Consider the following 15,660-nt stretch of genomic DNA (forward strand, 5'->3'; position numbering starts at 1 on the left):
GGCTACATGCGCACCGGCTGCTGGAAGGACGACGTCGGCTGGCACTACTACACCCCTCCACCGGGTGGCTCGGCCTGGACGAGTGGTACTACACGGACCCCTCCAGCGGCATCATGGCCACCGGCAGCCGGAGCACCGGCGGCAGGACCCACTGGTTCTACGACTGGAGCGGGATCCGAATGCCGCGGGTGCTTCAGAGGGGCTCAGCTCTTGGAGGCGCTGTGGCGGTACACGTTCGTCTCGCGCAGCTCGAAGCCGCAGCGCTGGTAGAGGCGGTTGGCCGCCTCGCGGGATGGGCGCGAGGTGAGGTCGACGGTGCGGGCCCCGAGCTCCTGGGCGTGGGCGACCGCTGCCTCGACGAGCTGCCTGCCGGCGCCCTGTCCGCGCGTCTCGGCGTCGACGACGACGTCCTCCACCCAGGCCCGCAGGCCCGTGGGGATCGTGAAGGTCGCCAGGGTCAGCATGCCCAGGATCGGGGCGGGGCCCTCCCCGGCGGGGGAATCGGGGCGGAAGGCGAAGAGGTAGACGCCGTCCTGAGCCAGAAGGGCCTCGCACTGCTCGGCGGTGAGCGCGGGGGCGCTTCGGGAGAGCTGGGGGATGAGGCGCTCCATCGCCTCGACGAGCTCGGGTCCGGCCTGGGTGACGATCTCGGTGGACATCGTGATGCCTCTCTGCGTGACTGCCGTGGGATGCGCGCCGCGTGAGGGCCGGCGCGAATGCCCTGAGCCTAGCGGCGATGGCCCGGGGCGCGGGCAGGCCGGGCACACGGCGTCAGCATCGGGAGTAGTCTCGGGGGACCCAGCGCGGCACCGTTGGGACGAGCATCCAGCCGGAGGAGGCCCCGCCATGACCGAGCGCACCGAGCCGACCCAGGCGACTGGGCTGAGCGATCCTGCCGGGGGCGGCGCGCCGCCCGCCCCGGAGCGCGCCTTCGAGGCCCATGAGATCTTCTTCTCCACCACCGACGCGGCCGGTCGCATCCGCCGTGCCAACTCGATCTTCATGAGGTTGTCCGGCTACCCGCGCGGGGCGCTCGTGGGCCGGGCCCACAACGTGGTGCGCCACGCCGTCATGCCCGCCGGACTCTTCCGTGGGGTGTGGGAGGACATCGAGGCCGGCCACGCGGCAAGCGCCTACATCACCAATCGGGCCTCCGACGGCGGGCAATACCGGGTCTTCGCCACCATCGTCCCCTCGGGCAGCGGCTACCTGTCCATCCGCACCCTCCCCCAGCTCACCGAGCAGCGTGACGCCTTCGAGAGGGCCTACGGCCGCGTGAGGGAGGTCGAGGCGGCCTCGGCCGCGCTCGGCTCCACCCGCCGGGAGGTCGCGGCCGCGGGACAGGCGGCGCTGGGTCGCGAGTTGGAGGCGCTGGGGTACGAGTCCACCGTGGACTTCACCCGGCGGGCAGTGGCCTCCGAGGTGGCCGCGCTCGTGGCCGCCGGGGTCGGCATCCCGAGCGCGGAGGGCGCCGAGGGGCCAGTGGCCCGCGTGCTGGCGGAGATGCACGCGATCGAGGAGGCCACCAGCGACCATCTCGCCCTGCTCGACGAGCTCGCCCGCCTCGTGCGCCTCCTGGAGCGCCGCGCCACCGAGATCCGGGCGCTCTCGGCGAGGCTGGCCGAGCTGCGCGCCGCCCTGCGCGCCACGCGGGATGAGGTCGCGCGCCTCGGCGCGGCGCGGGCCGGGGAGGGCGCGGGTGCGGACGGCGGGGCTCAGGGCTTCGAGGAGCATTACCGGAGGGTGGACGCCCTCGTCCTGGAATGCGCCGAGGAGCTCCGGCCGCTGGCCGGGCAGGTCTCCGAGCTGCGCGGCGACGCCTATTCCGTGCGCTTCGCCATCGCCCTCATGCGCCTGCACAACCTCGCCTCGGGGTTCTTCGCCGCCCAGATCCTCGCCGGGGATGATGACGTGGCCGAGAACGATGCCGTCGGCTCCCTCGAGGAGCTGACGAGCGCCCTGAACGAGGGCATCTCGCGACTCACCGACCACCGGGCCCTGCTGGAGGCCAGGCGCGCACTCGTCGGCGGGGAGCTCGACGCCGTCGCCGAGGAGCTCGCAGCCACGCGGGGGCCGCTCACCGAGCTCCTGACCGAGGCCGCTGCGGTGGATGCGGGGCAGAGCGAGGCGGCGCGGAGGGCCGCTGCCCTCATCGGGGATGGCTTCCCCGAGGCGCGCGACCTGGCGGACTTGGCGGGGGCCATCCGCGATCTGGAGATCCCCGCGCTGGCCGCTGAGATCCAGGAGCGCATCACCGCCGTGCGACGCGCCCTGGCCGAGTTGCGCTGAGTTGTGCTGAGCGTCGACTAGCACTTTTCGCGCTGACGGGTGCGCGAATCACCGATCGGTGCGAGCAGGACGCGCCGCTGGGGACAGGCGGCACCGCTCAGGGCGGGTGGCGCCGCCTCAGCGCGCGAGCTCGACGAGCACCTCGGCGTGCGAGGTGTGTGGGAACATGTCGAACAGGCGCGCGCGGCGCACGCGCAGCGATGGCATCCTCGCCAGATCGATGGCGAGCGTCGCCGGATTGCACGAGGAGTACAGCACTCGCGCCACCCCCGAGGCCTCGATCCGCCCCGCCAGCTCCTCCCCGATCCCGCGCCTCGGCGGGTTGACGACGAGAAGATCCGGAAGCCCGCCGAGCTCTCGCGCTGCCGAGGGATCGAGCACGCGGGCATCGCCGGTCTCGAACCGAACCCGATCAGCGGGCAGTCCCGCCAGCGCCGCCGAGGCCCGCGCGCCGTCGACCGCCGCGGACGAGATCTCCACCCCGAGCACGCTCGGTCCGCGATCCCCGCCCTGACCCGTCGCTCCCGCGAGCGCCAGCGCGAAACCGCCCACTCCGCAGAACAGGTCCCACATTCGCCGCGCCGGTCCCGCGCCATCGGGGGAGTCGGCCGCCCAGTCGCGGGCGGTCGCGTACAACGCCTCAGCCACGGCGGTATTCGTCTGGAAGAAGGAGCGCGTCGGCAGATGGAGCGCCAGCTCGCGCGGAGCGGATGCCGTTGGCCCTCCCGATGCCGCCCGCGTCCCACCCGGCAGTGACAGGCGCATGAGCAGGCTGTCCTCCTCGGTGAGCACGATCTCCTCGTCCCCCTCCAGGATGGCCTGGTGGATGGGCTGGATATTCGCGCTGGCCACGGCGAGCGTTGGCAGGAGTCCCCGTAGGTGTGCCAGCCCGTCGCGCAGTCGCCCCACCAGGCGCCGGCTGCGCAGGACGAAGCGGACCATGAGGTCACCGTCAGGGGAGGCGGTGACAAGGAGGTGCTTGAGCTCGCCGCGACGACTCGGGATGGAGTAGGGCTCCAGCCCCGCCCGGCCGATGAACCCGGCGAGCACCGGCAGGGCTTCCTCGATCGCCGGCACATGGAGAGGGCAGGAGCGCAGGTCGACGGCGCCGCCCCAACGATCCGCCAGGCCCAGGACCGGCGTGCCCGCCATCCCGCTGACCGCCATCTTCGCCTTGTTGCGGAAGTGCAGAGGCTCGCTCATGGCCGGGGGCTCCCAGACGGCGTCGGGAACATGCGCGCCCAGTCGCTGGGCGACGGCGCCCTGCTTCGCCGTCAGTTGATCGGGAAGCGCCATGCCCATTCGCGGGCAGGAGCGGCAGGCGCCCGAGTCGTGCAGTGCGCACGAGGTTCCCGACGGCATTGCCGGCGCGGGCGGCGCATCCGGGCCGGGGGCGCCGGCAATACGGTCGGCAATACGGTCAATGGGCACGCCCGAGGATATCCCGGTCGCCGGCATCAGAGTCGACATCAATGCCGAATCAATGCCGACCCCGCTGGCCTCGCCCGCCTCGCCCGCGCACGGCACACTGCTCTCATGAGCCCATCCGACGCCACCCCCAGTGCCCCGCCCGCCACCGCTGTCCCCGCCGCAGCCCTCCTCGTGCTCCCGCGCACCGGGATCGGCACTGACGTCCACGCGTTCGCCGCCGCCGACTCCGGCACGCCCTTGCGCCTGGCCTGCCTGGACTGGCCCGGTGAGATCGGGCTGGCGGGACACTCCGACGGCGACGTCGTCGCCCACGCCTGCTGCGACGCCCTCTTCTCCGCCGCCGCCCTGGGCGATCTCGGCTCCAACTTCGGCACCGCCGAGCCGCAGTGGAAGGGCGCCGCGGGCAGCGCGCTCCTGGCCGAGGCGGCGCGGCGCGTGCGGGCCGCCGGCTTCGAGATCGGCAATATCGCCGTCCAGCTCGTCGGCGAGCGCCCCCGAATCGCCCCCCGCATGGCCGAGGCCACCGCCGCGCTCAGCCGGGCCGCTGCCGCGCCCGTCCATTTCTCCGCCACCACCACCGACCATCTCGGCTTCCTCGGACGGGCCGAGGGGCTGCTCGCCATCGCCACCGCCCTCGTCCACCCCGTCGACCCGCCCGCGCGCCCCTGACCCGGGCCACCGATCCGGGTCGCCCCGCTCCTCGACGGGCCCACCGGATAGGCTGCCCCCGTGAGCACCGAGACCACCGACGCCCCGGCACTGGCCCTGCGCCTGTACGACTCCGCCGCGCGCGACGTCGTCCCCCTGGCCCCCACCGTCACCCCCGGGGTGGTCGGAATTTATCTGTGCGGCGCCACCGTCCAGGGTTCCCCGCATATCGGTCACATGCGCTCCGGCATCGCCTTCGATGTGCTTCGCCGCTGGCTGGAGCGCTGCGGGCAGAGGGTCATCCTCATCCGCAACGTGACCGACATCGACGACAAGATCCTGGCCAAGTCCGCCGCCGCCGAGCCGCCGGTTCAGTGGTGGGCCTGGGCGCAGCGCTTCGAGCGCGAGTTCGACGCCGCCTACCGCGCCCTGGGAATCGCGCCCCCCACCTACGAGCCGCGCGCTACCGGCCATATCCCCGAGATGATCGATCTCATCTCCCGTCTCATCGACGCCGGGCACGCCTATGTCGGCTCGCCCGGCAACGTCTACTTCGACGTCACCTCCCTGCCCGACTACGGCTCCCTCACCAACCAGCGCCCTGAGGACCTGTCCACCACGGAGGACGAGGCCCAGATCGACGCCGACGTCGAGGCGGACAAGCGCTCCCCGCGCGACTTCGCCCTGTGGAAGGCCGCCAAGCCCGGCGAGCCCGACGACGCCGCCTGGGACGCCCCCTGGGGGCGCGGCCGCCCCGGCTGGCACCTGGAATGCTCCGCCATGAGCCGGCGCTACCTGGGTGACGAGTTCGACATTCACGGCGGTGGCATCGACCTGCGATTCCCCCACCATGAGAATGAGCAGGCCCAGTCCCACGGCGCCGGCTGGGGCTTCGCCCGTCACTGGGTCCACAACGCCTGGGTGACCGTCAAGGGCGAGAAGATGAGCAAGTCCCTGGGCAACTCACTGGTCGTGGCCGAGCTGCTCAAGGCCTACCCCGCCCCCGTGCTGCGCCTGGCGCTGGGCACTGTTCACCACCGCTCCACGGTCGAGTTCTCCGAGGAGACCCTCGCAGACGCCGCCGCCCTCTGGGAGCGCCTGGCTGGCGCGATCACTCGTGCGCTCGAGCTTCTCCCCGGTGAGGCGGACGGCCCGGCCGGCCCCGTGGACGCCCCCGCCCGCGAGTTGCGCTCGCGGTCCCTGCCGGGCGAGTTCACCGCGGCCATGGATGAGGACCTCAACCTCGCCGGGGCCATGGCCTGCGTCCACGCCACCCTCAAGGCCCTCAATGCCATGCTCGCCGCGCCGTCCCCCGAGCCGACGGCGGTCGCCGCCGCGGCCCTCGACCTGCGCGCCATGCTCGACGTCCTCGGCCTCGACCCCCTCTCCGAGCCCTGGAGGGCGGGCGTGCTCGGCGGCGCCGGGTCCGACGGCCCCGACGCCGCCATGGGCGCCCTCGACCACCTCGTGACCGCGCTCCTCGACGAGCGCTCGGCCGCGCGCGCCGCCAAGGACTGGGCTCGCGCCGACTCCCTGCGCGACCAGCTCGCCGCGGCGGGCGTCGTTGTCGAGGACTCCGCGGGCGGCGCCCGCTGGCACCTCGCGTGATCACCGCCTGACCCAATCCCGGCTCGGGGGCGGATCGCTGCCCGCGCCGCAACCCCACGAAACGTAGACAGGAGGGCATGCGATGCCCGGCAACGAGCAGTACCCCGGTCCCCGGCGCCGCCCCGGATCCAAGAAGGGCCCCACGAAGGGCTCGGGCGGCAATCGCCGCCAGCGCCTGGAGGGCAAGGGCCCCACGCCCAAGGCCGAGAACCGTGTCGGCCACCCCAAGGCGCTCGCCAAGGCCCGAGCTGAGGCCCGCGCCTCCGGGGCCAATCAGCGGGTCAACCAGATGGAGCGCCTCAAGAGGGGCTTCCGCGTGCCCGAGGGATTCGAGATCGTCTGCGGTCGCAACGCCGTGGCCGAGGCCGCCCGCGCGGGCGTGCCCATCAGCCGCGTCTTCATGGCCGTCTCGGCCGCCTCCGATGACCGGCTCGGTGTCGTCGTGCGTCGCGCGGCCCTGCTGGGCGCCCCCGTCCTGGAGACCACCCGGCTCGACCTCGACGCCCTCACCGACCGTGCCGCCCACCAGGGGGTGGCCATCGAGGTCCCCGCCTACGAGTACACCGCCGCCGCCGACCTCCTCGACCGCGCTCGCTCGCTCGGTCGCACGCCCCTGCTCGTCGCCCTCGACCAGGTCACCGATCCTCACAACCTGGGGGCAGTCCTGCGCTCTGCCGGGGCTTTCGGGGCCGACGGCGTGATCATCCCCGAGCGCCGCAGCGCCGGGGTCACCGCCACTGCCTGGAAGGTGTCCGCCGGCGCGGCCGCCCGCGTGCGCGTGGCCCGCGAGACCAACCTGGTGCGGGCCCTGCGGCAGCTGAAGAAGGAGGGGTGCTTCGTCGTCGGGCTCGACGGCGGGGGCGATACACCGGTGGGGGGGCTCCCCCTGGCCGATGCCCCCCTCGTCGTCGTCACTGGCGCCGAGGGCGCGGGGCTGTCCAGACTCGTGCGCGAGACCTGCGACGTCATCGCCTCGATCCCGATCTCCGCGAGCGTGGAGTCCCTCAACGCCGCCGTGGCCACGGGTATCACCCTGTACGAGGTGGACCGCCTGCGCCGCGCGGTGGCCCAGGGCTGAGCGGGCGGGTCGGGTCTCGCCATCCCGGGCTGATCGCGCCCCCGGCGGCCGCAACCGCGCTCGGGCTCTGCGCTCTGCGCTCTGCGCCCCGGCGCGGGGCCTGGAGCCGCCCTCATTCACACGCGGACCATATTGCTGCCACAATGGGCTGCAGCCAACCCCGAGGAGACCGCCATGGCACAGGACGCATCGCAGCGCTGGAACCGCACGGAGGGCGTCGTCATCGCCCCCGGCACGGCGCCCCAGGAGGTGGCCGAGCGCCTGGACTCCGAGCGCGTCGTCGCGCGCCTCGAGTGGTACCCGAGCACACCCCACCTGCTGTCCATCACCCTGCTCGCCGACGCCGAGGCGCGGGTCGCCGTCACTCCGCCCACTCGCGGCGGCGTCGTTCCCGGCATGGGGGTCAGCGAGCTGGCCGAGTCCCTGGCGCGCGCCTTCGACGCCTCGGCGACGATCGGCCCCGCCTCCTTCGACGCGCTCCCCGCTGACACCGAGCTGCCCGGGCTCGCCCGCCATGGCACGCCGACGGCCCGCACCGTCATCGTCTCCCCGATCAGCGCTTACATGGTGCCTCTGCAGGCCACGCTTCTCGAGCGGCCGCTGGCGGTGGCCACTGTCCCGCAGATCGATCGGCGCATCGTCCTGCACTCCGGTGAGGGCCTGTCGCTCGGGATGTTCGGCTGGGACGAGGAGTCCTTGCCCGCGCTCGTCCTGACGGTCGACGAGGGCGACATGACCGTTCGCGCCGTGACCACCGGGGACTCCGAGGACGACGCCGTCTTCTCCTGGGGCATGACCTCCCAGTACGTGTGGGGCGGGGTCGCCGAGCCCGGGCCCGCGCTGAGCGCCGTGGTGGACGGCCTCCTCACCGACGTCATGGACGCGTCGGCGATCGCCGCCGCCGTCCCGGGAGCCGATGCCGAGGCCGTTGCCAGGGCCCTGGCAACTCCGGGCGCCGCGGGCCTGACCGCGATGATCAATGCCCTGGGATTGCCGGGCTGGGTGGACAGAGTGCTCTCCGGGGCGCTGGCGCCCGTGGAGGTTCCGGGCGTCGTCGTCCACGAGCCCCGTGGTCTGGCCAATGCAGTCACCCGTTCCGTCGGCCTCATGGTGAGCGACCCGGGCACACCCGGCCAGGCGATCCGGCAGGCCTACGTGGAGACCGTCACGGAGAAGCCGTGGACGGTGCGCGCCGCGCTCGTGCTCGAGGGCGGGATCGGCGGGGCGCTGCTCGGAGCGGCGCTGCGCCGTCGCGGTGGGACCCACAAGGGGGTGGCGGCAGTGGGCGCGATGGTGCTCGTCGACGCGGTCCTCCAGGCCTCGCTGGCCTCCGTTGTGCGTCATCGTGAGCTGCGCCGCCGCGCGGACGAGGAGACGCGCCTCGTCGAGACCCAGCTCGTCTCTGACTGATCCACCGAGACCGGTCTCGCATATTGGGGGAAGTGATCACTCGCCCTTGAACTTCATGTCGGCGGTGAAACCGAAGGGGTTGGCGCTGTAGGCCTCGGCCGTCTCTTCATCGCGGGCCGCGAACTCGGCGTCATCCTCGATGGGCGGCTCGTCGTCATCGGTGAAGATCGCCTCCATCTCCTGGCTGTCCCCGAGCGACAGGTAGGACTCCTCGTCCCAGTGCTGGGGGAGCACATGGGCGATGTAGTCCTGAGCGGCCTCATCGATGGAGATATCCCGGCGCTGCGCCTCGGACATGTACCAACGGTGCTCCAGCACCTCGTGGAAGATCTCCGCGCTCTGGAGCTTGCGGCGCAGCTCGATCGGCACGGACTGGATGGTCGGCTCGAAGACCTCGGCGAGCCAGATATGCGCCACTTGCTCGAGCGGCCGATCCCGCATCCCGTGTGTGACCCGGTAGGCCTCCAGATCGTTGAGCATGCGGCGGCCCTGGCGCTCCTGGACATCCAGTCCCGTCAGGCGCAGCAGGCGGCGATGGTAGTAGCCGGCATCGACCACCTTGGGCTGGATGACCAGGTGCTCCCCGGTCTCATCCGTGCGCATGGTCAGCTCTCCGACGTCGAATCCCTGATCGTTGAGCTGCTCGATACGACGGCGCACCCGCCAGCGCTCGCTCATGGAGAAGGACTCCTCACCAGTGAGGATCTCCCACAGATCGTGGTATCGCTCGACGATCCGGTCCCCGACCCCGATCGTGTCCACGCTCGGCTCCAAGAGTGCCCCGGCCTGCAGGTCCATGAGTTCACCGATGATATTCGTGCGGGCGACGTCGATGTCGTACAGGCGCTTGCCCTCCGTCAGACCCCCCTCGGGGTAGAGCTCTCCCGTCTCGGCGTCCACGAGGTAGGCGGCGAAGGATCCCGCGTCCCTGCGGAACAGCGTGTTCGACAGGGAGACGTCCCCCCAGTAGAAGCCCAGCAGATGGAGGCGCACGAGCAGCACCGCGAGGGCATCGATGAGGCGCGTGGCCGTGTCGGCGCTCATGTATCGGCTGAACAGGGCCCGGTAGGGCAGGGAGTAGGACAGGTGCTCAGTGACGAGGGCGGAGTTCAGGCGCTCGCCGTCGGCGCTCATGCGGCCGGTGATGACTGCGGTCGGGGTGACGCAGGGGGCGCCCAGTCGCACGAGGTCGCGCAGTAGCTCGTACTCGCGGTGCGCCGCCGCCTCGCCGATCTCCTTGACCGCGATGACGCGCTCGGAGAGGTTGACGAAGCGCACGACGTGGCGTGACAGCCCGCGCGGCAGGGCGGCGAGAACATCCGGGGGCCATTCCTCCAGGGGGATCTCCCAGGGCAGGTCGAGGAGGGCCGGATCGATCGTCGCGGCCGAGATCTGCATGGACATGAGCATGCGACGATTCTTGCAGGAATCCCGTGCCGCCGGGCACCCAGGTGCATGAGATCATGACGCCGGCCGGGCGGTGAGTCGGGCGGCTGGTCGCGGCGTCTGCAACCTCATGACTCGCAACAACTAGTGTTTTCGCGCCCACTGGGGCGGAAATCCCCGACTGGTGCGGGTGGGACGCCACTGGGCGCAGCTAGCACCGCTCGGGGTGGGCGGCACTTATGAAGAGGCGCTCGCCGCTGCGCGGGAGCCGGCTCTGCGCCGTCCGGCGCCGCCCCACCGGCAATCGCGCCGGCGCTCTCCGCTCCACTACGGCGGAGCCCCGCCCCCGCCGTGGCGGGAACGGGGCTCAGACGATGACCCGCGAGAGGGTCGTGGGGCTCGCGATCAAGCGGGCAGGCGCTCGCCGGTGGCCGCGGAGAAGATGTGCTCCTGGCCGGGCTTGATGCGCACGTGGACCGTCTCGCCAGCACCCGGAGCGGTGCGCGGGGGAACACGGACGATGATCTGGCTGGAGTCCTCGCCGCTGCCGAGCTTGTCCTCCGAACCCTCGGCGCCCACGAGCTCGCCGTAGATGTAGGCGTCGCTTCCGAGCTCCTCGACGAAAGACACGCGCACTGGGATCGAGTGCTCATCGGAGGCGGAGACCACCTCGAGGGACTCGGGGCGGAACCCGATGGTGATCTTGCCGCCGTCCTCGGGCTTGATGGCGTCGAGGGTGGCGCGGCTCAACTGGATCCTGGCGGAGCCGATGGAGGCGACATCGCCGTTGACGGTGAAGTGCCCCAGGTTCATCGCGGGGGAGCCGATGAAGCCGGCCACGAACTCATTGGCGGGCTTGTCGTACATCTCACGAGGGGTGCCGACCTGCTGAAGGAGGCCATCCTTGAGGACGGCGATGCGGTCTCCCATGGTGAGGGCCTCGGTCTGGTCGTGGGTGACGTAGACCGTGGTGACGCCCAGCGAGCGCTGGAGGGAGGCGATCTGCGTGCGGGTCTGGACGCGGAGCTTGGCGTCCAGGTTGGACAGGGGCTCGTCCATGAGGAAGACCTTGGGCTTGCGCACGATGGCGCGGCCCATGGCCACGCGCTGGCGCTGGCCACCGGACAGGGCCTTGGGCTTGCGGTCGAGGTACTCGGTCAGGCCCAGGATCTTGGCGGCCTCGCGGACGCGCTTGTCGATTTCCTCCTTGGGGGTGCCGGCGATCTTCAGGGCGAAGCCCATGTTGTCGTGCACGCTCATGTGCGGGTACAGGGCGTAGTTCTGGAAGACCATGGCGATGTCGCGGTCCTTGGGCTGGACATCGGTGACGTCCCGGTCGCCGATGAGGATGCGGCCGGAGTTGACGTCCTCCAGGCCGGCGAGCATGCGGAGCGATGTTGACTTCCCGCAGCCGGACGGGCCGACGAGGACGAGGAACTCGCCGTCGGCGATCTCGAGGTTGAGCTGGTCTACCGAGGGGCGGTCATTGCCCGGGTAGATGCGGGTGGCGTGATCAAAGGTCACGGTAGCCATGGAGTTATTCCCTTCACCGGCAGGTACGTGCCGGACGATCCGTGGTGGAGAGGTGCCGGGATGTCAGCGTTGACGGAGGTTGACGGAGTTCGGTCGAGCCGGGCAGCGCGTGGCGTCCTTGGTGCGGTGCCGGGGCGGAAGCCCCCGACAGAAGACATAGTGTCATGGCGCACTCCCGAGCGCGACACCTGTCAGGACGAGACCTGGCAAACATTGTGTGAACTGCCTCACATGCTTGGTCTATCCGGCTCGGCCGGTACCCTGGCCGCATGACGCAGCCCTCTGCCCCTCGTTCTCCGTTGATCGGCGGACTGCGGGCGGGCGCTACCGTCGGCGGCTACCGGCTCCTGCGGCGCCTCGGCGCCGGGGGCATGGGCGCGGTCTGGGAGGCGGTCGATGGAGCCGGCGGCCGCGTCGCCATGAAGATCCTCCATCCGCAGATCGCCGTCGACCCCATGGCGCGGCGCCGTCTCGACCGGGAGGCCCAGGTCCTGGCCAGGGTGCGCGACGCCGGTGTTGCTCGCATCCTCGATATCGAGACCGGCGACTCCGAGTCCGCCCACGGCATGACCTTCGTCATCACCGAGCTCGTCGAGGGCCCCACCCTCCAGTGCGAGGTCGACCGCGAGGGCGCCTACGACCTCGCCACCGACGCCCGCGACCTGTCCGACCTCGCTCATGGCCTGGTCGACGCCCTGCGCGCCGTCCACGACGCCGGTGTCATCCACCGCGACCTCAAGCCCTCCAACGTCATGCTGGGCGCGCAGGGCCCCGTCCTCATCGACTTCGGCATCGCCCAGGTCGCCGACGACGTCCGCCTCACCCAGACCGGCCAGGTCACCGGGACCCCGGGATTCATCCCGCCCGAGATGCTCGACGGCGGCGAGCCCGGCCCCGGCGTCGACTGGTACGCCTGCGCGGGTGTGCTCCTCTTCGCGGTCACCGGGCGTGCGCCCTTCGGTTCCGGCCCCTGGCAGGTGGTCTTCCGCCGCGTCTACGCCGGCACGCCCGAGCTCGGTGATCTTCCCGAGGAGTGCCCCGCCCTGGCGCGGGCCTTCCGCGCCGCCCTGGAGCCCAAGGCGGCGGACCGCCTCTCGATCGATGGGCTTCTGTCCGTCCTCGATGAGATCGCCGACGGCGGGGATGGCTCCCGGGCGCTCGCCGTGGTCCTGCCCGGGGCCGGCAGCGCTGGGCCGCTGCCGTCCTCGGGAGCGTCGGACGGCGCCTATGGGATGCCGACGGCGAACGGGCCGAGCCCGACATCGGTCCAGCGTCCGGGGGGCAGTCCCACGATGGCCCCTGCGGCCTCCGGTGACGGCGCCACCCCGGGATCCTATGGGAGCGGCCCCGCGCTGACTCCTTTCGAGGGTGCTGCTGTCGATGCGCGGGCCGGCGGGATGGTGCTGCCCGTCTTCTACGCCCCGGGCTCCGGCGGCGCGATCGGCGGGGCAGCCGTCGGCCGCGCCGCAGCCCAGGCCGCCCGGCTGATGCCGGCCGCGATCTTTCCCCAGGCCCAGGGGGTGGGGGCCCCCGTCCCCGGCCCGACCGCATCGGGCCGGCCGACTGGTCCCGTCAACACCGGACTGATGGGCGTGCGGACTGATTCCGCCGGGGCGCTCGGCCCCGCCGGCCCCGATGCCCGTCCCATCCCGGTCGGGACGTCCGGAGGCGCGGATGCCCCGACCGCCGTGCTCCCCGACTGGACTCGCGAGCCCCGGCGCCGTCGCACGATGATCCTGTGCGTCGGCTTCCTCCTCGTCATGCTCGCCATGTGGGTGCCTGTCTGGGTGACATTGGTCGCATCCATTCTCGTAGTGCTCGCGGGCGCCGCGGGCCGTGGGGATGACGACCGGCGTTGGCGCAGGCTCCAGAAGGGGAGCGCGACGGCGGCGGACACCGCCCGCATGTGGGCCTCGAGCCCGCTCTACCTGCTGCGCTCCGCCGGGGCGGCGCTGCCCGCGATCCTGCTCGCCGGCGTCGTCGCTGCTGGCCTCTACTTCTTGCTCCGGGATCCGATGGGCGTGGAGGTCGGTATGGACCCGTCGATCCTCACGGGCATGCATCTGCGCCATCGCAGGGCCCTTCTTCTGGCGGGCTGCGAGCTCGTCTTCCTGCTCATCCTGTGGTTCGTCCCCTGGGGTGCGTCCACTCGGCGCGGAGGCGCCAAGATCGTGTCCGCCTTCATGCCCGGTCGGCCGATCCGCGTGCTGTGGGCCGTCGTGCTCCTGTCCCTCGGCGTCGGGTGTCTCGTGCTGGAGATGCTCATGCGCCTCCCGCCGGCGACGCTCAGCCCTCTCCCGTGAGGGGGCGGCGGCGTCGGCGATCGTCGGGGGATCCGGCGCGGGACGGGGGCGGGTCTCACTGACGGGGACGCGGCCCCGGCGCCCCGGGGCAGCGGCAATTCGCCGCCCCTTCCCGAAGAGTGAATATTCAATTATCATCGGTGTGAACTATCGTGCAACGATACTCGTAACGATATCCATGCAGAGTCGGAGGAGTCGATCATGGCCTCGAATGATCCCCGCCCAACTAAGGCCGAGCGCCGCGAGAACGCCCGCGCCAAGGCTCAGGCCCTGCGCGAGGAGCAGGTCCGCAAGGCACGCCGTGCCGCTCTCACGCGCCGCGCCCTCATCGGGGCCGGAGCCGTCGCCGTCGTCGGCGGAGTCGGCGGGACCATCTGGTACTCGAAGTCCGCTGAGGAGGCCAAGAAGAACAGCAAACTGCCCTCCGCCGTCCGTGACGACGGCTCCTGGACCTACGGGTCCGATCTCGCGGTGGGCTCCTCCAACGCCGACGCCCCCGTCCTGGACGTCTACTTCGACTACTCCTGCCACTTCTGCGCCGTCTTCGAGACGACGCACGCCGAGGAGATGAGAACACTCGTCTCCGACGGAAAGATCACCCTCGCCATCCACCCGGCGCAGACCCTCGGCCAGGACTGGACCAACATGGCCTACAACGCCATGGGCGCCGTCCTCGACAACGAGCCCGCCAAGGCCCTCGACTACCACAACGCCCTGCTCTCCCGCCTCAAGACCGCTTTCTCCCAGCAGGACGCGAGCATGCTCACCGGGAGTGCCATCGACGACGTCGCCTCTCAGGCCGGACTGTCCTCGGATACCCGCAGCGCCATCAAGGAGGCGGTGAAATCCTCCGGTTACCAGAAGTGGATCGACACCTCCACCCAGGCCTTCAGAGATGGCGGCTTCCAGGGCACCCCGACGATCGTGTACAACGGGCAGCAGGTCGACCTGGGGCTGCTCCAGGCCGAGAACAGCCTGGCCGACTACGTCAACAGCCAGCAGGGCGCAGCGCCGACCGCGCCCGCCGCGACACCCGGCTCCTGAGAGCGTCCCGCGATCCTCGGCGTATGTGCCACACTTGCGCCCGGGCCTCGTACCGAGGCCCGCGCTGCCGCGTTAGCTCAGCTGGTAGAGCAGCTGTCTTGTAAACAGCAGGTCGCCGGTTCGAACCCGGCACGCGGCTCCACGCCCATCGTCCCTGAGCGGCACGCAGATCGGGACGCGCGGCGCGCCCCTCCCGCGTCGATGCGCGGGAGGGGCGCGACTCCGCGGGGCCGGCCGGTGCTGCGGGTCATGCCTCCGTGCGCCGTTTGCCGATGATGTCGACGGCGACGGCGAGCAGGAGGACCAGCCCCTTGATGGTCTGCTGCCATGCGGAGTCGACCGCCATGATCGACAGTCCCATGTTGAGCACGCCCATGATGAGCGCTCCGATGATCGCCCCGGACACCCTGCCGATACCCCCTGAGACCGCGGTGCCCCCGATGTAGGCGGCCGCGATCGCATCCATCTCATACAGGTTGCCGGCCGTGGAGACCGCGGCCCCCGCGCGGGAGGTCGTCACGATGGCCGCCAGTGAGGCGAGGAAGCCCATGTTGACGAACAGCAGGAAATCGACTTTGCGCACATCGACGCCCGACAGGCGCGCGGCCCGCGCCCTGGGCGTGGGCCTGGGAGCGGCCATCAATATCCTCGACATCCCCGTCGTCGTGCTCGGCGGCCATCTCTCCCCGCTGACCGAGGTGCTGCGCCCCGAGCTGGAGGAGGAGCTGCGCGCGCGTCCTGGCCTCGGCGTGGTTCCCCCGCAGGTGCTCAGGGCCGACAATGACCAGATGTCCGGGGCCACGGGCGCGGCCTGGGCGCTATTGGAGGGGGTCGTCGCGGATCCCAGCGCCTGGATGTAGGGCGCCGCCTGCGGGCCTCACCCACTCGGGTCCCCTCGACTCCGGCGCCGGATGCCGGGCATGAGGCGGT

General features: G+C 71.6%; 13 protein-coding genes and 1 tRNA gene. 9 read left to right on the forward strand and 5 right to left on the reverse strand.

Annotated elements, in window-relative coordinates; genetic code table 11:
• Window positions 1–203 precede the first annotated feature (203 nt).
• Window positions 204–659 carry a GNAT family N-acetyltransferase gene (locus B6G06_RS00720; protein WP_081170466.1) on the reverse strand — a complete coding sequence of 152 codons (456 nt, stop codon included), beginning with the start codon at window positions 657–659 and terminating at the stop codon, window positions 204–206.
• A gap of 187 nt (window positions 660–846) precedes the next feature.
• On the opposite strand from B6G06_RS00720, the gene B6G06_RS00725 reads away from it, so the two are divergent.
• Window positions 847–2,289 carry a chemotaxis protein gene (locus tag B6G06_RS00725; RefSeq protein WP_081170468.1) on the forward strand — a complete coding sequence of 481 codons (1,443 nt, stop codon included), beginning with the start codon at window positions 847–849 and terminating at the stop codon, window positions 2,287–2,289.
• A gap of 117 nt (window positions 2,290–2,406) precedes the next feature.
• Here B6G06_RS00725 and B6G06_RS00730 read toward each other — a convergent pair whose 3' ends face one another.
• Window positions 2,407–3,651: a methyltransferase domain-containing protein gene (locus B6G06_RS00730; protein WP_081170470.1), complete on the reverse strand. Its 1,245-nt coding sequence runs from the start codon at window positions 3,649–3,651 to the stop codon at window positions 2,407–2,409.
• 174 nt (window positions 3,652–3,825) lie between these two features.
• Here B6G06_RS00730 and ispF point away from each other — a divergent pair, with 174 nt between their 5' ends.
• The 4 genes from ispF (at window position 3,826) to B6G06_RS00750 (ending at window position 8,464) form a co-directional block, all read left to right on the forward strand.
• On the forward strand, window positions 3,826–4,389 hold the full coding sequence (gene ispF / locus B6G06_RS00735; protein WP_080462852.1) for a 2-C-methyl-D-erythritol 2,4-cyclodiphosphate synthase: 564 nt from the start codon (window positions 3,826–3,828) through the stop codon (window positions 4,387–4,389).
• A 60-nt stretch (window positions 4,390–4,449) separates the two neighbouring features.
• On the forward strand, window positions 4,450–5,976 hold the full coding sequence (cysS, locus tag B6G06_RS00740) for a cysteine--tRNA ligase (protein ID WP_081170472.1): 1,527 nt from the start codon (window positions 4,450–4,452) through the stop codon (window positions 5,974–5,976).
• Window positions 5,977–6,058: 82 nt separating this feature from the next.
• Window positions 6,059–7,054: a 23S rRNA (guanosine(2251)-2'-O)-methyltransferase RlmB gene (gene rlmB, locus B6G06_RS00745; protein WP_080462850.1), complete on the forward strand. Its 996-nt coding sequence runs from the start codon at window positions 6,059–6,061 to the stop codon at window positions 7,052–7,054.
• A 174-nt stretch (window positions 7,055–7,228) separates the two neighbouring features.
• On the forward strand, window positions 7,229–8,464 hold the full coding sequence (locus tag B6G06_RS00750; protein ID WP_081170474.1) for a hypothetical protein: 1,236 nt from the start codon (window positions 7,229–7,231) through the stop codon (window positions 8,462–8,464).
• Between the two features lie 36 nt (window positions 8,465–8,500).
• On the opposite strand, the gene B6G06_RS00755 is transcribed toward B6G06_RS00750, so the two are convergent.
• Together B6G06_RS00755 and B6G06_RS00760 are read right to left on the reverse strand one after the other, a co-directional pair.
• Window positions 8,501–9,874 carry a DUF4032 domain-containing protein gene (locus B6G06_RS00755; protein WP_080462848.1) on the reverse strand — a complete coding sequence of 458 codons (1,374 nt, stop codon included), beginning with the start codon at window positions 9,872–9,874 and terminating at the stop codon, window positions 8,501–8,503.
• Between the two features lie 381 nt (window positions 9,875–10,255).
• Window positions 10,256–11,383: an ABC transporter ATP-binding protein gene (locus tag B6G06_RS00760; RefSeq protein ID WP_080462847.1), complete on the reverse strand. Its 1,128-nt coding sequence runs from the start codon at window positions 11,381–11,383 to the stop codon at window positions 10,256–10,258.
• 269 nt (window positions 11,384–11,652) lie between these two features.
• Between B6G06_RS00760 and B6G06_RS00765 the strand changes: the two genes are divergently transcribed.
• The 3 genes from B6G06_RS00765 (at window position 11,653) to B6G06_RS00775 (ending at window position 14,872) form a co-directional block, all read left to right on the forward strand.
• Window positions 11,653–13,686, forward strand: coding sequence for a serine/threonine-protein kinase (locus tag B6G06_RS00765; protein WP_081170476.1), 2,034 nt, complete (start codon window positions 11,653–11,655; stop codon window positions 13,684–13,686).
• 201 nt (window positions 13,687–13,887) lie between these two features.
• Window positions 13,888–14,730, forward strand: a complete 843-nt coding sequence (locus tag B6G06_RS00770; protein WP_080462845.1) for a DsbA family protein — start codon at window positions 13,888–13,890, stop codon at window positions 14,728–14,730.
• Between the two features lie 66 nt (window positions 14,731–14,796).
• Window positions 14,797–14,872: transfer RNA gene (locus B6G06_RS00775), tRNA-Thr, on the forward strand.
• Window positions 14,873–14,977: 105 nt separating this feature from the next.
• On the opposite strand, the gene B6G06_RS00780 is transcribed toward B6G06_RS00775, so the two are convergent.
• Window positions 14,978–15,313, reverse strand: coding sequence for an ABC transporter permease subunit (locus B6G06_RS00780; protein ID WP_240494069.1), 336 nt, complete (start codon window positions 15,311–15,313; stop codon window positions 14,978–14,980).
• Here B6G06_RS00780 and B6G06_RS00785 point away from each other — a divergent pair.
• Entirely contained in the window at window positions 15,306–15,590 is a 285-nt protein-coding gene (locus B6G06_RS00785; RefSeq protein WP_240494070.1) for an ROK family protein, read from the forward strand. The two genes, B6G06_RS00780 and B6G06_RS00785, sit on opposite strands and share 8 nt — an antisense overlap.
• Window positions 15,591–15,660: the final 70 nt, after the last annotated feature.

Origin of the sequence: Actinomyces gaoshouyii (assembly GCF_002076915.1) — a bacterium.
In the GTDB taxonomy this organism is placed as follows: Bacteria; Actinomycetota; Actinomycetes; order Actinomycetales; family Actinomycetaceae; genus Actinomyces; species Actinomyces gaoshouyii.